The following is a 17,593-nucleotide window of genomic DNA, read 5'->3' as shown; positions in this document are numbered from 1 at the left end:
TCGGCGGGCCGGCTGCTGGGGCTCGGCGGGCTGCCCGAAGGGCCGTACCGGCGTCGTACCGGCGGTCTGCCCGGTGGTGCTCGCCGGCGGCCCCTCCCGGCGTGCTTCCCCGCGCCCGACGGCGCGGCCGATCATGACAAAGTGGTCGGGGCCGCCGGACGGGCGGCCGTTCGTGACCGGGAAGTGGAGACAGGCGTGGTGTCGGAGCAACGAGTGAGTGACGCTTCCCTGCCCCCCGACGGTCTGTCGCGCCGGGTGCTGCGCTCCGAGACGTTCATCGTCCTGGCGCTCTCCCTCGGGGCGAGCGGGGTCTCGTCCCTCATCAGCTTCATCGGCTCGCTCACCCGGACCGGGGCGCTGAAGGAACAGGCGGCGACGCTCAACGGCTCGTACGCGCCCGGACGGCCGTGGCTCGACCTGTCCTGGCAGCTCTTCGGCATCGCCACGGCCCTGGTCCCCGTCCTCCTCGTCGCCCATCTGCTGATGCGCGAGGGCTCCGGACTGCGGGCCATCGGCTTCGACCGGACCCGGCCGTGGCCGGACCTCGGGCGGGGGACCCTGGTCGCCGCGGGCATCGGGAGCGCGGGCCTCGCCTTCTACCTGGCGGCCAGGACGAGCGGCTTCAACCTGACGGTGGTTCCCGAGTCGCTGCCGGACGTGTGGTGGAAGTACCCCGTGCTGATCCTCTCGGCGGTGCAGAACTCCGTCCTGGAGGAGGTCATCGTCGTCGGTTATCTGCTGCGCAGGCTGGGGCAGTTGGGGTGGACGCCGATGGCCGCGCTGGTGGCGAGTTCGGTGCTGCGCGGCTCCTACCACCTGTACCAGGGGATCGGCGGCTTCGTCGGCAACGTCGTGATGGGCGCGGTCTTCGTCCTGCTGTACCGGCGCTGGGGCCGGGTCGGACCGCTGGTCGTGGCGCACTCGCTGCTCGACATCGTCGCGTTCGTCGGGTACGGGCTGCTGGCGGGCCGGGTGGACTGGCTGGACCGGGGCGTACGGATTCTCCGTACGCCCCGGTCCGCGTTTCCGGTGCCGCGTGGCCGCTGCGCTAGACGTGCAGGTCGCCCTCGATGACCGTGACCGCGTGGCCGTTCAGGAGGGTGCGGTCGCCGCGCAGGCGGGTGCGGACGATGCCGGTGCGGGCGCCGCCCTGGAAACCGACGAGGTCGTCGCGGCCGAAGCGGGCCGACCAGTAGGGGGCGAGCGCGGTGTGGGCGCTGCCGGTCACCGGGTCCTCGTCGATGCCGACGGCGGGGAAGAAGCCGCGGGAGACGAAGTCGTGGCCGCCGGCGGGGTCCTCGGCGGCGGCGGTCGCGATGACGCCGCGCGAGGAGAGCTTCCGCAGGGCGGCGAAGTCCGGGCGGAGCGCGCGCACGGTGGGCTCGTCGCGCAGCTCGACGAGGAGGTCCCCGATGTGCGCGGCTGTGTCGTGGACCGCGACGACCTCGGCTCCGAGCGCCTTCTCCAGGCCGTCGGGGACCGGGACGGGAGTGAGGGGCGAGGTCGGGAAGTCCATGGTGAGGGTGCCGTCGTCCTCGGCGGTGGCGCTGAGGACGCCGCAGCGCGCGGCGAAGCGGACGGTGCCCGTCGCCGTGCCGGTGGAGTGCAGGACGTGGGCCGTCGCCAGGGTGGCGTGGCCGCACATGTCGACCTCGGTGGTCGGCGTGAACCAGCGCAGGGCCCAGTCCGCCTCGCCGTCGGCCTCCCCGGCCGGCAGGGGGTGGGCGAAGGCCGTCTCGGAGAGGTTGACCTCGGCGGCGACCTTCTGGAGCCAGTCGTCGTCGGGGAAGGAGTCGAGGAGCAGGACGCCGGCCGGGTTGCCGGAGAAGGGCCGGTCGGTGAAGGCGTCGACGATTCGGATGCGCATGGGGCGACCGTACCGGGGCCCGGATCGACCGGGCCAAGGCCAATCGCGGGGAACTGGACCCGGACCCGGACTCGTCCCTGGACCCGGCCCGGGCGGGGTGGTGACGGGGCCGGGGGAGGCGCGGAGCGGTGCCTCGGGGCTCGGGGCTCGGGGCGCCCGAGCGGTGCCGGCTCCCGCGGGCGGCTCCGTTCGGCTCAGGAGTCCTGGATGAGCAGCTTGCCCCGGGAGCCGTCCTCGGACACGAAGGCGAACAGTCTCGGCGCCGCGCCGAGGGTGAGGCTGCACGGCACCCAGTTCGAGTCCAGTTGCAGGAGCAGCCGCCAGGGGCCGCCGTCCGGCCACTCGTCGCCCTGGAAGAACGACGGCGTGCCGCCGATCTTGTGGCCGTCGATCGGTTGGGCGCCGTGGTCCCGGTCGGCGGAGGGCAGCGCTCCGAGGTCCCCATCCGTCAGGGGGCCGGGCTCGTCGACGGGGCGGAGGTCCGCGGTGAACTCCACGGCCGACCCGTCGCGGGTGTAGAGCCCCGGTCCGGTCGCCAACGGCCGTACCTGGCCGGGGTGGTCGCCGCCCGGCTGCACGATCACCGCGTTCTCGCCGCCGTCGGGGTCGATGATGTCGGGGTCGAAGAACTCCTCCTCATGATCGCCGTGGGTCACGAAGACGTAGGCCACCTTCCCGTGGCCGGCCGCTCCGAGCACCTGCTCCAACTCGATCTGGGCGACGAACCGCATCGGCCGGTTCCATGCCGCGCTGATCGGCCACTGCGGGCCCCTCAGCCATACAGGTTGGCCGCCGAACTTGGTGGTCGGCGTGGAGACCGGCCGGTCGGTCGCGGAAAAGCCCTCGATGCGGAGTGTTCTCGCCATGCCCGGCATCGTGCCAGTCGGGCGGCGGAGTCCTCTCGCTGAGAGGTGACAGCGCCGAGCAGTCGGGAGTCTTGCTCGGTGAACGGTTCCGATATATCGTTGAGGCATCGCGACAGTTCGACGATGTGATCCCGATGGAAGGAGCGTTGCGATGCGTTCACATGGACACGAGTACGGAAACGGACACGGAGCCGGTCGTGGAGGCTGCGGCCCCGGGCCTCGGGGGGACTTCGAAGGGCGGCGGGCCGCGTTCGGGCCCTTCGGGCCCGGGTTCGGTGGCGGGCCCTTCGGGCGCGGTCACGGAGGCGGCCGGGGGCGGGCCAGGCGCGGTGACGTGCGGGCCTCGATCCTGGCTCTCCTCAAGGACCGTCCCATGCACGGCTACGAGATGATCCGCGAGATCGGCGAGCGCAGCGACGGGGCCTGGAAGCCCAGCCCCGGCTCCGTCTACCCGACCCTCCAGATGCTGGAGGACGAGGGGCTGATCACCAGCGCGAGCGAGGGCGGCAAGAAGCTGTTCACGCTCACCGACACCGGGCGTGCCGAGGCCGAGGGCGGCCCCGAGGCGCCGTGGGAAGAGGTCGGGCGCGGGGTCGACTGGGAGGCCATGAACGAGGTCCGTCAGGCCGGCTTCGGTCTGATGGAGGCGTTCGGGCAGGTCTGGAAGACCGGCAGTACCGAGCAGCGCCAGAAGGCCGTCGGCGTGATCAACGAGGCCCGCAAGAGGCTGTACCTGATCCTGGCCGACGAGGACTGAGCGGAGCCCGCTCGGGCCCGAGGTCGGCCGAAGGGCCCCGTGGCGTGTGCCACGGGGCCCTTCGGTGTGTCGTCGGGCCGGGCCGTCAGGCGACCAGGCCCGCGAGCTTGCGCAGCGACTCCGTCAGGGCCGCCGTCGCCGAGTCCTTGAGCTTGCCCGCCATCAGCGAGACCGCCGCTCCCGTGAACGCGCCGTCGATCCGTACGCTCGTCGCGTCCCCGTCCGGGGTGAGCGAGTAGCGGGTGGTGACGAGTACGCCCATCGGCCCCTTGCCCTTGATCGCCAGGGCGCGCTCCGACTCCAGTTCCTCGATCGTCCAGAGCACCTCGGCGGGGAAGCCCATCAGCTTCATGTTCTCGGTGAAGGTGGCGCCCGTCGCCAGGGTCTCCGGGCCGCCGTTCGGGAAGTTGGTGTGGGTGGCGTTCCACTCGCCGTGCGAGGGGAAGTCCACGAGCTGGGCCCAGACCTTTCCGGCCGGTGCCTCGATCCGTGCCTCGGCGCTGACTTCGGCCATGAGACCACCCCTTCACGCGTGCCAACTGGGTTCCGGTGTCGCGGAACGTAGCCGGGCGGGCGTGAACATTCAATACTGATGAACCGTCAGTTCTGCGGTGGTCGGGCCGGTCCCGTCGCCGATCCACCAGATCTCCGCCGCGTCGAAGCTGTCGGAGGCGCGCGGCGCGCCGTCCTCCTCGTGGCAGTGGAAAGCCGCCCAGAACAGATCGGCCGGCAGCGCCTCCCGGGGTGCGTACACCCGGTAGACGTACTGCCGCCCGTCGAGCGCGAGCAGAGCCACCATCCAGAACACGATCGGAAGACGTACGGAGACGGCTCCGTGGTTGCGTCGGGGGCGTGTGGCAAGGCGGCGCGCGCCCCCTGAGGGCAACGCGCGCGATCTCATCCGTAAGGAGGAGGAACCGTGCGTGCGTGCCCAACTCCGGTGGGATGCGGACATGCTTCTCCTCGGTGATGTTCGGGCCGCCCCGGCCTGATGAGGTGGGAGGGTGCACAGTCCCGTCCCGCTTCCCCAGTCACTCCGGCAGCCCGTCGCCCCGCGCGCGGAGCTCGCGCCCTTCCTGACGCCGTCCCTCGCGACGGTCGCGACGGGCGCGCGCCGAAGAGCCCTCAGGGACGGCGACCGGCAGATCGACACCGCGCACCTGCTGCACTCGCTCATCGAGTCCGACCCCGAGGTCGGCGCCGCCTTCGGGGGTGCGCACGAGGTCGCCCGCGTCCTCGGCTACCTCGTCCAGCGCTCCATCGGCTACGGGCTGCGCTGGCAGCGCTCGGTCGAGGACTCGGCCGCCGGGCGGCTGCTGCCCGCCGTGCGCGGCGCCGAGCCCTCGGGCTCGCGGCCCTCCGGCTGGTCGCCGGCCGCGCAGGCCGCCCTCGAGGAGGCCTTCCGCCGGGCCGCCGGCCGGGGCGATCCCCAGCCCCGCGCCGTCGACGTGCTCGCCGTCATCGCGGCCGACCCCGGGAGCCGCGCCGCCGAGGTGCTGCGCCGCGCGGGGGTCGACACGGACGCGCTGGTCACACGGATCGCGGGCGGGCGGGAAGCCGGTCCCGAGGCCCTGGAGGAGGCACCGCTTCCGGGTGTGTGACGGGGAGTCGTCTCAACAGGTGTAACGGGGGTTACGCGCCTGACCGCGTCCTGTCATCATGGCCCGATGCACGCGTCTCAGGGGAGAAGCGCCGGCCTGGGACTCGCCCTGGCCTCGGCCTTCGCATTCGGTGGGTCAGGAGTGGCGGCCAAGCCGCTCATCGAGGCGGGACTCGACCCGCTCCATGTGGTGTGGCTCCGGGTCGCCGGCGCCGCGCTCGTCATGCTCCCGGTGGCCTGGCGCCACCGGGCCCTCCTGCGCCGCAAACCCGCCCTCCTCGTCGGCTTCGGCCTGCTCGCCGTCGCCGGGGTCCAGGCCTTCTACTTCGCCTCGATCTCCCGCATCCCCGTCGGCGTCGCGCTGCTCATCGAGTACCTCGCCCCGGCGCTCGTCCTCGGCTGGGTCCGCTTCGTCCAGCGCCGGCCCGTCACCCGCGCCGCCGCCCTCGGCGTCGTCCTCGCCGTCGGCGGGCTCGCCTGCGTCGTCCAGGTCTGGTCCGGGCTGACCTTCGACCTCGTCGGGCTGCTTCTCGCGCTCGCCGCCGCCTGCTGCCAGGTCGGCTACTTCGTCCTCTCCGACCAGGGCGCCGACGAGGCGGAACAGGCCGATCCGATCGGCGTCATCGCATACGGACTGCTCATCGGCGCACTCGTCCTCACGGTGATCGCCCGCCCCTGGAACATGGACTGGTCCCTGCTCGGCGGCACCGCCGACATGGACGGCAGCGACGTGCCCGCGTGGCTGCTGCTCGGCTGGATCGTGCTGATCGCCACCGTCCTCGCGTACGTCACCGGCGTCATCTCGGTGCGCCGGCTCTCCCCGCAGGTGGCCGGTGTCGTGGCCTGTCTGGAAGCCGTCATCGCGACCGTCCTCGCCTGGGTCCTGCTCGGCGAACACCTCGACGCGCCGCAGATCATCGGCGGCGCGGTGGTGCTCGTCGGGGCCTTCATCGCCCAGTCCTCGACGCCGAAGGCGCCGGTGGTGGGGCCGGTGGCGGGATCCGGGGGCGGCCCCGGGGCGGGTTCTCGCCCGGACGAGGCGGACAGCGCTCCGGAAGACCTGGACGCCGGGCGAACCGCGCCCCGGGCCCTGTAGGGTGCCGCCCATGCATTCGACCGTGCTTCCGCCTCCCGCCGCCTAGCGCGCGCGGAGACCTCCTCGACGAAGACCGGGCTCGGCCGGGCGGTTCCTCGCCCCCGAGCGGTTCGTCGCTGCCCGCGCGCGGAGCCGAGCGACCACCTTTCCCTCCTGTCTTCCACGGAGAAGTCACGTGTCGAACTCTTCGGAATCCGCCCTGTCCGTCGGGCGGAGCCTGCTCTATCTGATCGTCGCCGGAGTCGCCTGGGGCACCGCCGGTGCCGCCGCCTCGCTGATCTTCCGGATCAGCGACATGGGCCCCCTCGCCCTCTCCTTCTGGCGCTGCGTCGGCGGGCTCGCCCTGCTGCTCGGCGCGCTCGCCCTGCGGCCCCGGCGCGCGGTCGCCCGTACCGCGGGGGAATCGCGACGCCGCCGGACCGCCCGCATCCTCGGTACGGGGATCGGACTGACCGTCTTCCAGAGCGCCTACTTCGCGGCCGTCCAGGCCACCGGCCTCGCGGTCGGCACCGTCGTCACCCTCGGTGCGGGCCCCGTCCTCATCGCGGTCGGCGCCCGGCTCACCATGGGCGAACGCCTCGGCCGCGGCGGTGTCGCCGCCGTCACCGGAGCGCTCGCCGGGCTCGTCGTCCTGGTCCTGGGAGGCGGCGCGGCGGAGGTCCGTCCGCTGGGCGTCGTGCTCGCGGTCGTCTCGGCGGCCGGATACGCGGCGATCACCCTCCTCACCCGCCGGCTCGGCAGGGACGGCGGCCGTACGGACGCCCTGTCCACCACCACCTGGGCCTTCGCGATCGGCGCGGTCGGGCTGCTGCCCGCCGCGCTCGCCGAGGGAATCGTCCCGGCGACCGAGGAGCCGGTGAGCGTCCTGCTGCTCCTCGTGTACGTGGCCGCCGTGCCGACGGCGCTCGCGTACGCGCTGTACTTCGCCGGTGCCGCGGTCGTCCGGGCCGCCACCGTCTCCGTGATCATGCTCCTGGAGCCGGTGAGCGCGGCGGTGATCGCCGTGTCGCTGCTGGGCGAGCGGCTCACCACCGCGATCGTGCTGGGCACGCTGCTGCTGCTCGCCGCCGTCACGGGCCTCGCGTTCGCGGAGGCGCGCGCGGCGGCGGCGGTGCGCAGGCAGGAGGAGGTCGTGGCGGTGTAGGGGGTCGAGGGACGCCCTCGGGTCCGGGCCTTCGCGGCTCGGTGCCGGCCCTCGCTCTCAGCGGGGCCGTCCCCGCCGCGGGTGTCAGTCCCCGGCGCGGCGGCGCAGCTGGTGGGCCCGTGCGGCCAGATCGCCGGGGCCCGCCCGCTCGGCCAGGCGGTCCATGACGCGGTCCTGGACCTCCTGCGGTTTGTTGCCCGCGTACTTGAACTTGGCCCGCACCTCGGTCACTTCGAGGCGCAGCACCCTGATCCCCGACAGGAGGCGGCCGAACGGGGCCTCGCCCGGGAGCACGGGGGCGGTGCCCCCCTCCGGCTGGAAGTGGGCGACCTGGCGGTCGAGGAGTTCCGCCTTTTCCGCCGGGTCGTCGACCACGTGCGCGGTGCAGCGCAGCTGGACGGCGGCGTAGTACGAGGTGGGGGTGCCGTGCGTGGACGGGGTGCCTTCGGGCGCCGTCCACGGGCCCGGTACGAAGACGTGGTCGTCGACCACGCTGAGCAGCACCGTCGGGTTCGCCTCAAGGGCGCGCCAGAGCGGGTTGGGCCGGGCCAGATGGGCCAGGGCGCGGCCGTACGGGCCGGGCTCGGGCTCGTACCGGAAGTGCGTCGGCTGGACCCATGGCGGCTCTCCGGGCAGGCCGTTGACGGCGAGCTGCCCGAAGTCGTGCCGGGAGAGCCAGTCGCGCCACTCGCCGTCGTCGTGGGCGGCGTCCCAGGGGTGGATCAGCATCGTCGGTCCTTCCCTCCGTCGTCGGTCGTCCTTCGGTGCGGCCGTGCGTCTCAGAGCGCCGCGAGGTAGCCGGGCAGGGGCACGGCCGGGTCGAGGTCGTCGGCCGGGACCGGGGTGCCGTAGCCGCCGCGGACCGGGACGACGCCCGACCAGTGGGGCAGTCCGAGGTCCTCGGCGTCGTCGTTGGGGCCGCCGTCGCGGACCTTCGCCGAGACCTCGTCCAGGTCGAGCCGGATCACGGCCGTGGCGGCGAGCTCCTTCGCGTTCGCGGGGCGCGAGTCGGCGGAGCGGCCGGGGACGACGTGGTCGACGAGCGCGTCGAGGGCGATGCGCAGTTCCTCGGGGTCGGTGACCTGGTGGGCCGTGCCGTGCACCACGACGGAGCGGTAGTTGAGGGAGTGGTGGAAGGCGGAGCGGGCGAGGACGAGGCCGTCGACGTGGGTCACGGTCAGGCAGACGGGCAGGCCGGGCGAGGCCACGCCGTCGCCGGCGGCGCGCAGCGGGCGCGAGCCGGTGGAGCCGTGCACGTAGAGCCGGTTCCCGACGCGGCCGAAGAGCGTCGGCAGGACGACGGGCGCGCCGTCGCGGACGAACCCGAGGTGGCAGACGTAGGCCTCGTCGAGTATCGAGTGGACGAGTGCCTTGTCGTACGAAGCGCGCTGGCGGGCGCGGGTGGGGACGGTCCGGTCGGTCGGCGCGTACGTGTCGGCGGCGGCGCTCATTGCGTACTCCATTGCACTAGTGCATACTTAGGTTTGTGCTAGGAGAATATCGGATCGAAGGTCGTCGCGCATCGGACATCGCCGCGAGCGTGGAGCGGGGGGTGGGCTCCGGGGCCTTGCAGCCCGACCAACTGCTGCCGCCCATGCGGGAGTTGGCCGCAACCCTCGGGGTGAACCCGAATACCGTGGCCGCTGCCTATCGCACCCTGCGCGAACGCGGGGTCATCGAGACCGACGGGCGGCGCGGCAGCCGGGTGCGCCCCCGCCCCGCCACCACCGCACGCGGCTCGATCCGCGTCGCGGCCCCCGCCGGGGTCAGGGACGTGAGCAACGGCAGCCCCGACCCCGCCCTGCTGCCCCCGCTCGGGGAGGCCTTCGCCGAGGTCGCGCGGAGGTACGCCGAGCGGCCCGGCATGTACGGGGAGGCCCCCGTCGACGAGGAGTTCGGGCGCCTGGCGCGCGCCGCCTTCGACGCGGACGGAGTGCCCGCCGGGCCCGTCGGCGTCACCTCGGGCTCCCTCGACGCCGTCGAGCGGGTGCTCGCCGTCCACCTCAGGCCCGGTGACGCCGTCGCCGTCGAGGACCCGGGCTGGGGCAGCCTCCTCGACCTCGTGCCCGCGCTCGGGCTGCGCCCCGTGCCCGTCGCCGTCGACGACGAGGGACCGCTGCCGGAGGAGATCGAGCGGGCGATCCGCAAGGACGGGGCCCGGGCGGTCATCGTGACCGACCGGGCGCAGAACCCGACCGGGGCCTGTGTGACCGAGAGCCGGGCGCGGGAGCTGCGGCGGGTCCTTTCCGCGCATCCCGGGGTGCTGCTCATCGAGGACGACCACGGGCACGGCATCGTCGCGCAGTCGCTGCACCCACTGGCCGGCGGCACCGACCACTGGGTCCTGATCCGCTCCGTCGCCAAGGCCTACGGGCCCGATCTGCGGATCGCCGCCTTCACCGGCGACGCCGAGACCGTCGACCGGGTGCTCGGGCGGCAGCGGCTCGGCCCCGGCTGGGTCAGCCGCCTCCTCCAGGGGGTGGTCGCCCAGCTCTGGACCACGGACGCCGTGGACGCCGCCGCCGTCGCCCGCGCGTACGGGAAGCGCCGCGACGGACTCGTACGGGCGCTGGCCCGGCGGGGCGTCGAGGCGCACGGCCGGGGCGGCATGAACGTGTGGGTGCCGGTCTCCGACGAGACCGGCGCGGTGACGGGGCTGCTCGCCACCGGGTGGGCGGTGGCCCCGGGCGCCCGGTTCCGGATGGACACCGGGCCGGCCGTCCGGCTCACCGTCTCCGGCCTCGCCGCCGCGGACATCGAACCCCTGGCGGAGGCGGTGGCCCGCGCCACCGGGCCGGTGGCGGCGCGAAGTTACGGGTAGCGGTGTGCGCCGCCGTCAGAGGGAGGCGGCCCCACGCTCCCGGAGCGCCGGATCCTGCGACGTGGCGGCCGTCCGGGCCTGGGAGGTGGCGGCGACCGGGGTCCGGGGGGCGACTGCGGGCGGGGTCTCCGGGGCCGTGGTCCCGGAAGTGCGCCGGGAGGTGCGGGTCTGGGTGAGGGCCGCGCCCGCCAGGACCACGACGGCCCCGACCGGGGTGTTCCAGGTCAGGCCCTCGTCCAGGAGCGCGACGCCCGCAGCCGTGGCGATCACCGGGATGAAGTACGTGACCATGGAGGCCGTCGTCGGGCCGACCTCCGCGACCACCCCGTACTGGAGCAGCATCGCGTAGCCGGTGCCGAGCGCGCCGAGTGCGATCACGGCGAGCAGCGGCAGCAGCTCCACCGAGCGCGGGACCGAGGTGAACAGCGGTGTGACCAAGGCCAGTTGCAGCGTCGCGAGTCCCACCTGCGACGTGGCCAGCGAGAGGTTCGAGACCCCGGCGCCGCTCAGGGTCCTGCGGACGTAGATCCAGCCGACCGCGTAACTGAACGAGGCGAGCAGCGCCAGGGCCGTACCCGTCACGTCGAGCCCGGAGAAGCCCTGCCACGCGCCGAGGACGGTGAGCACGCCCATGAAGCCGATGCCGAGCCCGGCCGCGCGGACCCGGGTCGGACGGTCCTCGGAGAGGGCGACGAGGGAGAGCAGCATGCCCCAGAGGGGGGTCGTCGCGTTGCAGATGCCCGCGAGGGTCGAGGGGATCGTCAGCTCCGCGTACGCGAAGAGGGAGAACGGCAGGGCGTTGAGGAGGAAGGCCGCGACCGTCAGGTGACCCCAGACGCGCGCGCCGCGCGGCAGCCGGTCGCGCTTCACGGCCAGCGCCACGGCCAGCACCGCCGTACCGAAGAGAAGCCGTCCGAAGGTGACCTGGAACGGCGCGAAGCCCTCCGTGCCGACCTTGATGAAGAGGAAGCTGAAGCCCCAGATGAGGGCCAGGACGCCGAACCGGACGCGCCAGTCGAGCAGGCGGGAGGCGCGGGCGGGGGACGGGAGGGGTGGGGCTGCGGGGCTCATGACACTCAGGGTGACGGCCACGACGTCTTAGAACAAGCGAGAATTCCTCGACCCCTTCCCTTAGCATCGCTTACATGTTGAATCTGGAGCGCCTGCGCACCCTCGACGCCTTCGCCCGGCACGGTTCGGTCAGCGGAGCGGCCGACGGGCTGCACGTCACCACCTCGGCCGTCTCCCAGCAGCTGTCCAAGCTGGAGCGCGAGGTGGGGCAGCAGCTGCTCGCCAAGAACGGGCGGGGCGTCCGGCTCACGGACGCGGGACTGCTGCTCGCCGAGCACGCCGCCCGCATCCTCTCCCAGGTCCAGCTGGCCCAGGCCGACATCGAGGCCCAGCGCGGCCAGGTGGTGGGCGAGGTGCGGGCCGCGGCCTTCCCGACGGCGGCCCGGGGGCTCTTCCCGGCCGCGCTCGCCGCCCTCCGCGCGGGACACCCCGATCTCCGGGTCCGTACGACGGAACTGGAGCCGGAGCAGGGCGTGCGGGCGGTGCTGCGCGGCGACGCGGACCTCGCGGTCGTCCTGGACTGGAGCAACAAGCGCGCGCCGGTGCCGGGCGGCCTGGAGCGCGCCCACCTCCTCGACGACTCCGCCGATGTCGCCCTGCCCGCCGGGCACCGGCTCGCGGGGCGGGACGCGGTGGACCTGGTGGACTTCGCCGACGAGGAGTGGGTGTCCTGGCCCGAGGGCGAGTTCTGCCACGACTGGCTGATGTTCACCCTGCGCTCCCAGGGCATCGAGCCGCGCATCGGGCACCTGGCGGGCGAGCACCACACCCAGCTGGCGCTCGTCGCCGCCGGACTCGGCGTCTGCGTGACGCCCCGGCTCGGCCGGCCGGTGCCGGAGGGTGTGGTGTTCGTGCCCGTACGACAGCAGGTGCGGCGCCACATCTACGCCACCTGGCGCGCCGACGCCGGGCGCCGCCCCTCCGTACGGGCCGTCGTCGGGGCGCTGCGGGCGGCGGCGGAGCCACTGGCGAGCTGAGGGGCGCGAGGATCGGGAGTCCGGGGGGCTGGTGCGCCCGGGGTCCGGTGGGCTCCGCCCGCCGCGGTCACCCCAGCTTGCGGAAGTCCCAGGACGCGACCGCGTCCGGCGTGAGGCGCATCCAGGCGTGCCGGCCGTCGTGCGGCATCGCGTCGAGGCCGAAGTTCTTGGCGGCGAAGAGCCGCTCGACCACGTCGAGTTCGGGACACGGCTCGCCCGTACGGGGTGCCTCGCCGACGAAGTCGACCGCGCCCGAGAGCTCCGCCCCGCGCAGCTCGCCGTACTCCTCGCCGTCGTCCACCACGACGGCGATCCTCGGGTCGGCGCGCAGCTCCGCCCAACGGCGGCTGCGGGTCAGGGAGTACAGCCACAGGGAGGAGCCGTCCCAGGCGAACCACAACGCGCTCACATGCGGGCGGCCGTCGGCGGAGACGGTCGCGACCCGGCAGGTGCGCTGTTCGGCGAGGAAGGAGTCGAGCTCGGCCGGGGTCATCATGATCCGGCGTCCACGGCGCTGTGCGACGGTCATCGTCCGCACCCTTCTGGATTTCTGATGAGACGTCAGAAAGCATGGGGGGCCATCCGCGCGCGTGCAAGGGGAGAGCCATGGGACAGAGTGCGAGAGAACGGCTCGGGGAGTGGATACGGCCGGACGGCGGAGTCGCGCTGCTCACCGTCGAATGCCAGCAGGGAGTCGTCGGACCGGACAGCGCGCTGCCCGAACTGGCCGCCGTCGCCCGCGCGTCGGGAGCCCTGGGGAACGTCGCACGGCTGGTGGCAGCGGCGCACGAGGCCGACGTCCAGGTGATCCACGCCGTCGCGGAACGGCGCCCCGACGGGCGCGGTGCCAACAGCAACGCCCGGCTGTTCCGGGCCGCCGCCCGGCTCCCCGTGCAGCAGCACAGCGGCAGCACGGCGGTACGGATCGCCGAACCGATCCAGGTCGCGGACGAGGACCTCGTCGTCCGGCGTCTGCACGGGCTCTCGCCGCTCGCCGGGACCGACGTCGACGCGCTGCTCCGCAACCTGGGCTGCCGGACCCTGATCGTCACCGGTGTCTCGGCCAACGTGGCCGTGCCCAACGCCGTCTTCGACGCGGTGAACCTGGGCTACACGGTCGTCGTGCCCGCGGACGCCATCGCGGGGGTGCCGGCCGACTACACCCCCGCGATGATCCGTCACACCCTCGCGCTCGTCGCCACGATCACCACGACGGACGAGGTCCTCGCCTGCTGGAAGGCGCCCCGGCGCGCCGGGGGTACGGGGGGCGCCGGAGGTACGGGGAGTGCCGGAGGAGCCGGAGGTGCGGGGAGCGCCGGGGGCTCGGTCACCCGAGGCTGATCTCCTCGCCCACCACCTGGATCGGCTCCGGCGGCAGCGGTGCGGTCGCCGGGCCGGCCTTCACGCTGCCGTCCGACATGTCGAAGTGGCTCTGGTGGCACGGGCAGACGATGACGCCGTCCTTGACGCCGCTCACGGCGCAGCCCTGATGCGTGCACTTCGAGGAGAAGGCCTTGAACTCGCCCGCCTTCGGCTGGGTGATCACCAGGCCCTTGTCGGCGAGGACCTTGCCGCCGCCCACCGGGATGTCCCCGGTGCGCGCGAGCGTGCCGCCCTGCTGCGCCGCGTCCTTGTCGTCGGTGCCGCCGGCCCCGCACGCGGTGAGCGCCGCTGCCAGGCCCGCGCCTCCCGCCGCCGCGACCACCGTCCGGCGTGCCGCTCCGCTCATGTACTGCCCCTCTTCCCTCGATGCGCTGTGTGTCGGCACCTGACGGTACGGCTGTGAGCTGTGTCCCGTTCACAGGATGCGCGCTTCGAGAGCCTTACAGTTCTGAGTAGAGTGTCGGAACCTGGACATCCTTCGATGGAAGTGTCCAGCCTCGGGGGAGGAAACGGGGCTGGACGCGGCCGGAACGGGGGCGACGCGGATGCCGGCGGAGACGACTCGGGTGCCGACACGATCGGTCAGCAGCCACCACGTACGCGCCGTACTGCTCGGCGCCGAGCGGCGCGGCGTCGCGGCGGGGCCGCTCCTCGCCCGCGCCGGACTGCCCGCCGCGCTCGTGCGGGAGCCCCGGGGCAGGGTTCCGGCGGAGCAGTTCGGACAGCTCGTCAGGATGCTGTGGGCCACCCTGGACGACGAGTTGATCGGCTTCGGCGGTGCGCCCAGCAAGGTCGGGACCTTCGCGATGATGGCCCATGCCGTGGTCCACGGCAGCCGCGATCTGCGCGAGGCGGTCCGGCGCGCCCAGACCTTCTACTCCCTCTTCCCCGCGGGGCCGCGCTTCCGGCTGGTCGAGCCCGGCGCGGGGCGGAGCGGCGCGGGCGGGGCCGGCGCGGTGGGGGCCGGCTCCGGAGGGCCCGGCGCGGGCGGGGGAAGCGCGGGCGGCGTCGGCGGGCTCGACGAGGCCGTGATCGAGTTCGACCTCTCCGGGTACGACGACCCCCTCCACTTCGGCGCCGAGTCCACCGTCCTCGTCGCGCACCGCTTCGCGGGCTGGCTCGTCCGGCGCCGGATCGGCCTGCGCCGGGTCGAGTTCGTCCACCCCGAGCCCCGGCACGCCCACGAGTACGCCCCGCTGTTCGGGGCGCCCTGTGTCTTCGGCGCTCCCCGCACGGCGGCCGTCTTCGACCGGGCGGACCTCGACGAACCCGTCCTGCGGGACGCGGCGGCGCTCAAGGTCTTCCTCCGCCGCGCTCCTGTCGACGTCCTGGTGTGCGCCGACTACGGCAGTACGGTGACCGGCCGCGTCCGCCATCTGATGGGGCGGGCCCTGCCCGACGGCCCCGTGCCGACGCCCGAACAGCTCGCCGCCCGGCTGTCCGTCAGCCCGCAGACCCTGCGCCGGCAACTGGCCGCCGAGGGGACGACGTACCAGCGACTGCGCGACCAGGTACGGCGGGATCACGCCATCGCCGAACTCCGTGCGGGCCGGGTGTCGATCGAGTGGCTCTCGCGCCGGCTCGGGTTCTCCGAACCCAGCGCGTTCCACCGGGCGTTCCGGCGCTGGACGGGCGAGACACCCCGGGCGTACCAGGGACGTCCCCGAGGAGCGGCGGATCCGGCCGGCCCGGCCGACGGTCCCGGGAGCGGTCGCCACGGGCACGGTCAACAACCCTGAGCGGTACGGTCACAGCGCCCGCCCGCCACTCGTCCTACCGTCCCGCCATGACCGAAAAAGACCGGTCCGGTGCCGCGCGACGGGCCCCGGACCCCCTGCGGCGCCGATGAACGCGCGCCGTGCGGCCGGCGCCGTCCTCGGGGCCGTCGTCCTGCTCGGCCTCGTCGCCGGTGTGGCCGTGACCGCCCTCGCCGTCCGGGTGGACGGCACCAGCATGGCGCCCACCCTCCACCAGGGCGACCGGATCCTCGTCGCCCCGGGATCGGCGGGCGAGGCGCACCGCTTCGACGTCGTGCTGCTGCGGGCCACCGGGAAGGACAGCCTGCTGGTGAAGCGGGTGATCGGACTGCCCGGCGACCGGGTCGCGATCGTCTCCACGCCGCGGGAGCCCTTCGAGGTCCTCCTTCAGGAGGGCGGCCGGGGGCCCGTGTTCCGGGTGGTGGCGCCCCAGTGGGCGGCGCAGTCGCGGCGCACGGGGGCCTGCTGCGGCCCGGAGGGCACCCGGACGGCCCGGCCCGCGCTGCGGACCGTACCCGAGGGGGCGTTCTTCTATCTGGGGGACAACCCCGATCTGTCGGACGACTCACGGGCGTACGGCTGGGGCGAGATCGCGCGCGTCGAGGGCCGGGTCGGCGTGCGGGCCTTCCCCGTCTCCTCGGCGCGGGAGCTCGGCAACCGGCCGGTCCTGGAGGAGTACCGGGGGCCGGGGCCGTAACGACAGCGGGGGCGGTGCCCCTGTGCGGGCGGCCCTACGGGAGCTGCTCGTGTCCCGTGCTCAGTGCGATCCGGACCGCGGTGTCCGTGATGCGCCGGGCCGATTCCTCGGGCGACGCGGAGGCCTGGACGATGTGGCTCGCCGTCAGCCGTACGGCCGCGTCGACCGCCAGCTCGCGCGCCACCGGATCGACGGTCGGCCAGGCCTCCGCCACATACGCGTCGGCCATCGCCGTCGCCAGGTCGAAGGCCGCCGCCGACCGGGTCGTGAGGTAGGAGAGGAGACCGTCCTCGCCGGTGCTCGTCAGCATGGCCCTGATCAGCGGGTTCCGGCCCGCCAGCGTGAGCGTGAAGCCGACGGCGGCCTCGACGGCCGCCGCCAGGTCGTCCCGGTGCGCGTCCAGGCCCTGCTGGATGCCGACGAGGCAGCGCTCCAGCTCGCGCTGGAACAGGGCCTCGCCGACGGCCTCCTTGGAGGGGAACTCCGAGTACAGCGTCTGCCGGCTGACGCCGACCGCTCCTGCCAGGTGCGCCATCCGCAGCTTGTCGAAGCCGCGGTCCGCGACCGCCTCGTACGCGGCGTCGAGCAGGCGCTCGCGCAGCAGTGTCCGGACCGTCTCCCTGAACCGTGGCATCGGCCAAGCCTAGTCCAGCGGGAATTCCTCCCGGGATTGCTCAAAGTGTTGACACTTCAGGTGAGAGTGTCCAATTCTCGTACAGGCAGCCGCAAAGTGTCATCCGTCTCCGACCATCCGGCCGCGGGACGCACGGCTGTGCACACCTCCCCACCCGCGCGGTCCGCGCGGGTCGACGGTTGGAGATCACATGCAGCACGAGACCAGAGGCGTGACCCGCTGGCGCAGATCGGCGTTCCTCGCCGTACCCGCCACGCTGGCCGTCGCGGCCATGGCCACGGCCATGGTGCAGGGGGCGCTCGCCGCCAACCTCTCGCTGACCAGCGTGCCGTTCACCCTCAGCTCGAAGACGGTGGCCGCGCCGCAGGGCATCGGCGCCGTCATGCACACCATCGACGCGGGCGGGGCCAAGGGCGCCGCCGAGGTCGGCATCGCCAAGGCCGGCCTGGACGGCATCTGCGTCCACGCCGTCCAGTCCGTCAACCTCCCGGTGATCGGCAGCCTCGGCACCTGGTCGCTCAACATCTCCTCGCCCGCGGCCGCCACCCCGCTCACCAGCGACCAGCTGGTCGCCGGTGCCGGACTCCAGGCCAACAAGCTCGTCCTGGACGCCCAGTCGCTCAAGGCCGCCACGGCCACGCTCAACGCGAGCGACACCACCCCGAACGTCATCGGCGCCGCCGCCGACGGCGCCGGGATCAAGGGCACCGGCATCAACGACGGCACCCCGGGCCAGTTCGGCCTGGACGCCACCGGCGGCCGTACCGACATCGCGAACCTCAACGCCGACGCCAACGGCGCCACGATCTCCGGCGCCATCACCCTGCCGGACCTCACCATCGGCATGGCCCACGGCGACAAGGGCTGCTGAGCAGCCCCCATCGCACGCGCGCGACCGCCCGAAACGGAGCACCGCGCGACAG

The 17,593-nt window shown here is 73.7% G+C and carries 21 protein-coding genes; 11 read left to right on the top strand and 10 right to left on the bottom strand.

Annotated elements, in window-relative coordinates; all coding sequences use genetic code 11:
• Nucleotides 1-213: 213 nt before the first annotated feature.
• Complete coding sequence (locus tag ASD33_RS07815; RefSeq protein ID WP_242427002.1) at nucleotides 214-1,074, top strand: CPBP family intramembrane glutamic endopeptidase; 861 nt, start codon at nucleotides 214-216, stop codon at nucleotides 1,072-1,074.
• On the opposite strand, the gene ASD33_RS07810 is transcribed toward ASD33_RS07815, so the two are convergent.
• Nucleotides 1,049-1,867 (bottom strand): PhzF family phenazine biosynthesis protein, encoded by an 819-nt coding sequence (locus ASD33_RS07810; RefSeq protein WP_056555535.1) that lies wholly within the window; start codon nucleotides 1,865-1,867, stop codon nucleotides 1,049-1,051. The two genes, ASD33_RS07815 and ASD33_RS07810, sit on opposite strands and share 26 nt — an antisense overlap.
• A 194-nt stretch (nucleotides 1,868-2,061) precedes the next feature.
• The gene (locus tag ASD33_RS07805) at nucleotides 2,062-2,733 is read right to left on the bottom strand and encodes a DUF1963 domain-containing protein (protein WP_157870006.1); all 672 of its coding nucleotides are present in this window, start codon (nucleotides 2,731-2,733) and stop codon (nucleotides 2,062-2,064) included.
• A gap of 373 nt (nucleotides 2,734-3,106) precedes the next feature.
• On the opposite strand from ASD33_RS07805, the gene ASD33_RS36125 reads away from it, so the two are divergent.
• Complete coding sequence (locus ASD33_RS36125) at nucleotides 3,107-3,490, top strand: PadR family transcriptional regulator (RefSeq protein ID WP_242426861.1); 384 nt, start codon at nucleotides 3,107-3,109, stop codon at nucleotides 3,488-3,490.
• 85 nt (nucleotides 3,491-3,575) lie between these two features.
• Here the strand turns inward: ASD33_RS36125 and ASD33_RS07795 are convergent, their stop codons facing one another.
• Complete coding sequence (locus tag ASD33_RS07795; protein WP_056555526.1) at nucleotides 3,576-4,004, bottom strand: SRPBCC family protein; 429 nt, start codon at nucleotides 4,002-4,004, stop codon at nucleotides 3,576-3,578.
• Between the two features lie 69 nt (nucleotides 4,005-4,073).
• The gene (locus tag ASD33_RS07790) at nucleotides 4,074-4,298 is read right to left on the bottom strand and encodes a hypothetical protein (RefSeq protein WP_056555522.1); all 225 of its coding nucleotides are present in this window, start codon (nucleotides 4,296-4,298) and stop codon (nucleotides 4,074-4,076) included.
• Nucleotides 4,299-4,566: 268 nt separating this feature from the next.
• Between ASD33_RS07790 and ASD33_RS07785 the strand changes: the two genes are divergently transcribed.
• From ASD33_RS07785 to ASD33_RS07775, 3 genes are all read left to right on the top strand, one after another.
• Nucleotides 4,567-5,091: a Clp protease N-terminal domain-containing protein gene (locus ASD33_RS07785; RefSeq protein WP_242426867.1), complete on the top strand. Its 525-nt coding sequence runs from the start codon at nucleotides 4,567-4,569 to the stop codon at nucleotides 5,089-5,091.
• Nucleotides 5,092-5,157: 66 nt separating this feature from the next.
• Complete coding sequence (locus tag ASD33_RS07780) at nucleotides 5,158-6,186, top strand: EamA family transporter (RefSeq protein WP_056555516.1); 1,029 nt, start codon at nucleotides 5,158-5,160, stop codon at nucleotides 6,184-6,186.
• 175 nt (nucleotides 6,187-6,361) lie between these two features.
• On the top strand, nucleotides 6,362-7,330 hold the full coding sequence (locus ASD33_RS07775) for a DMT family transporter (RefSeq protein ID WP_056555514.1): 969 nt from the start codon (nucleotides 6,362-6,364) through the stop codon (nucleotides 7,328-7,330).
• Nucleotides 7,331-7,414: 84 nt separating this feature from the next.
• Here the strand turns inward: ASD33_RS07775 and ASD33_RS07770 are convergent, their stop codons facing one another.
• Both ASD33_RS07770 and ASD33_RS07765 read right to left on the bottom strand, forming a co-directional pair.
• On the bottom strand, nucleotides 7,415-8,059 hold the full coding sequence (locus ASD33_RS07770) for an FMN-binding negative transcriptional regulator (RefSeq protein WP_056555511.1): 645 nt from the start codon (nucleotides 8,057-8,059) through the stop codon (nucleotides 7,415-7,417).
• Between the two features lie 50 nt (nucleotides 8,060-8,109).
• Nucleotides 8,110-8,781: a pyridoxamine 5'-phosphate oxidase family protein gene (locus tag ASD33_RS07765; protein ID WP_056555508.1), complete on the bottom strand. Its 672-nt coding sequence runs from the start codon at nucleotides 8,779-8,781 to the stop codon at nucleotides 8,110-8,112.
• 35 nt (nucleotides 8,782-8,816) lie between these two features.
• On the opposite strand from ASD33_RS07765, the gene ASD33_RS07760 reads away from it, so the two are divergent.
• Nucleotides 8,817-10,151: an aminotransferase class I/II-fold pyridoxal phosphate-dependent enzyme gene (locus ASD33_RS07760; RefSeq protein ID WP_079044633.1), complete on the top strand. Its 1,335-nt coding sequence runs from the start codon at nucleotides 8,817-8,819 to the stop codon at nucleotides 10,149-10,151.
• Between the two features lie 15 nt (nucleotides 10,152-10,166).
• Here ASD33_RS07760 and ASD33_RS07755 read toward each other — a convergent pair whose 3' ends face one another.
• Complete coding sequence (locus ASD33_RS07755) at nucleotides 10,167-11,222, bottom strand: DMT family transporter (protein WP_056555626.1); 1,056 nt, start codon at nucleotides 11,220-11,222, stop codon at nucleotides 10,167-10,169.
• A 74-nt stretch (nucleotides 11,223-11,296) separates the two neighbouring features.
• On the opposite strand from ASD33_RS07755, the gene ASD33_RS07750 reads away from it, so the two are divergent.
• Nucleotides 11,297-12,199: a LysR substrate-binding domain-containing protein gene (locus ASD33_RS07750; RefSeq protein ID WP_056555507.1), complete on the top strand. Its 903-nt coding sequence runs from the start codon at nucleotides 11,297-11,299 to the stop codon at nucleotides 12,197-12,199.
• Nucleotides 12,200-12,266: 67 nt separating this feature from the next.
• On the opposite strand, the gene ASD33_RS07745 is transcribed toward ASD33_RS07750, so the two are convergent.
• Entirely contained in the window at nucleotides 12,267-12,728 is a 462-nt protein-coding gene (locus ASD33_RS07745) for a pyridoxamine 5'-phosphate oxidase family protein (RefSeq protein WP_056555504.1), read from the bottom strand.
• Between the two features lie 77 nt (nucleotides 12,729-12,805).
• On the opposite strand from ASD33_RS07745, the gene ASD33_RS07740 reads away from it, so the two are divergent.
• Nucleotides 12,806-13,540 carry a cysteine hydrolase gene (locus ASD33_RS07740; protein ID WP_056555500.1) on the top strand — a complete coding sequence of 245 codons (735 nt, stop codon included), beginning with the start codon at nucleotides 12,806-12,808 and terminating at the stop codon, nucleotides 13,538-13,540.
• Here the strand turns inward: ASD33_RS07740 and ASD33_RS07735 are convergent.
• Nucleotides 13,527-13,928: a Rieske (2Fe-2S) protein gene (locus ASD33_RS07735; protein WP_056555496.1), complete on the bottom strand. Its 402-nt coding sequence runs from the start codon at nucleotides 13,926-13,928 to the stop codon at nucleotides 13,527-13,529. The genes ASD33_RS07740 and ASD33_RS07735 overlap by 14 nt on opposite strands.
• A 220-nt stretch (nucleotides 13,929-14,148) precedes the next feature.
• Between ASD33_RS07735 and ASD33_RS07730 the strand changes: the two genes are divergently transcribed.
• A complete protein-coding gene (locus ASD33_RS07730; RefSeq protein WP_199863472.1) occupies nucleotides 14,149-15,321 on the top strand; it encodes an AraC family transcriptional regulator in 1,173 nt (390 codons plus the stop codon).
• Between the two features lie 106 nt (nucleotides 15,322-15,427).
• Nucleotides 15,428-16,036, top strand: coding sequence for a signal peptidase I (gene lepB / locus ASD33_RS07725; protein ID WP_056555489.1), 609 nt, complete (start codon nucleotides 15,428-15,430; stop codon nucleotides 16,034-16,036).
• A 34-nt stretch (nucleotides 16,037-16,070) separates the two neighbouring features.
• Here lepB and ASD33_RS07720 read toward each other — a convergent pair whose 3' ends face one another.
• Nucleotides 16,071-16,670: a TetR family transcriptional regulator gene (locus ASD33_RS07720; protein WP_056555485.1), complete on the bottom strand. Its 600-nt coding sequence runs from the start codon at nucleotides 16,668-16,670 to the stop codon at nucleotides 16,071-16,073.
• 190 nt (nucleotides 16,671-16,860) lie between these two features.
• Between ASD33_RS07720 and ASD33_RS07715 the strand changes: the two genes are divergently transcribed.
• Nucleotides 16,861-17,541, top strand: a complete 681-nt coding sequence (locus tag ASD33_RS07715; protein ID WP_056555482.1) for a DUF6230 family protein — start codon at nucleotides 16,861-16,863, stop codon at nucleotides 17,539-17,541.
• The last annotated feature ends 52 nt before the right edge of the window (nucleotides 17,542-17,593 follow it).

Origin of the sequence: Streptomyces sp. Root1304 (assembly GCF_001426405.1) — a bacterium.
GTDB lineage: Bacteria > Actinomycetota > Actinomycetes > Streptomycetales > Streptomycetaceae > Streptomyces.
Note: the sequence above shows the minus strand (reverse complement) of the source record. Positions and strands in the feature narration are given on the sequence as shown.

Excerpts from the sequence above, each read along its gene's own strand:
- ASD33_RS07765 (WP_056555508.1), bottom strand. The coding sequence starts at position 8,781 with ATGAGCGCCGCCGCCGACACGTACGCGCCGACCGACCGGACCGTCCCC.
- ASD33_RS07770 (WP_056555511.1), bottom strand. The coding sequence starts at position 8,059 with ATGCTGATCCACCCCTGGGACGCCGCCCACGACGACGGCGAGTGGCGC.
- ASD33_RS36125 (WP_242426861.1), top strand. The coding sequence starts at position 3,107 with ATGCACGGCTACGAGATGATCCGCGAGATCGGCGAGCGCAGCGACGGG.
- ASD33_RS07755 (WP_056555626.1), bottom strand. The coding sequence starts at position 11,222 with ATGAGCCCCGCAGCCCCACCCCTCCCGTCCCCCGCCCGCGCCTCCCGC.
- ASD33_RS07715 (WP_056555482.1), top strand. The coding sequence starts at position 16,861 with ATGCAGCACGAGACCAGAGGCGTGACCCGCTGGCGCAGATCGGCGTTC.
- ASD33_RS07720 (WP_056555485.1), bottom strand. The coding sequence starts at position 16,670 with ATGCCACGGTTCAGGGAGACGGTCCGGACACTGCTGCGCGAGCGCCTG.
- ASD33_RS07750 (WP_056555507.1), top strand. The coding sequence starts at position 11,297 with ATGTTGAATCTGGAGCGCCTGCGCACCCTCGACGCCTTCGCCCGGCAC.
- ASD33_RS07745 (WP_056555504.1), bottom strand. The coding sequence starts at position 12,728 with ATGACCGTCGCACAGCGCCGTGGACGCCGGATCATGATGACCCCGGCC.
- ASD33_RS07780 (WP_056555516.1), top strand. The coding sequence starts at position 5,158 with ATGCACGCGTCTCAGGGGAGAAGCGCCGGCCTGGGACTCGCCCTGGCC.
- ASD33_RS07735 (WP_056555496.1), bottom strand. The coding sequence starts at position 13,928 with ATGAGCGGAGCGGCACGCCGGACGGTGGTCGCGGCGGCGGGAGGCGCG.
- lepB (WP_056555489.1), top strand. The coding sequence starts at position 15,428 with ATGAACGCGCGCCGTGCGGCCGGCGCCGTCCTCGGGGCCGTCGTCCTG.
- ASD33_RS07810 (WP_056555535.1), bottom strand. The coding sequence starts at position 1,867 with ATGCGCATCCGAATCGTCGACGCCTTCACCGACCGGCCCTTCTCCGGC.
- ASD33_RS07740 (WP_056555500.1), top strand. The coding sequence starts at position 12,806 with ATGGGACAGAGTGCGAGAGAACGGCTCGGGGAGTGGATACGGCCGGAC.
- ASD33_RS07795 (WP_056555526.1), bottom strand. The coding sequence starts at position 4,004 with ATGGCCGAAGTCAGCGCCGAGGCACGGATCGAGGCACCGGCCGGAAAG.
- ASD33_RS07805 (WP_157870006.1), bottom strand. The coding sequence starts at position 2,733 with ATGGCGAGAACACTCCGCATCGAGGGCTTTTCCGCGACCGACCGGCCG.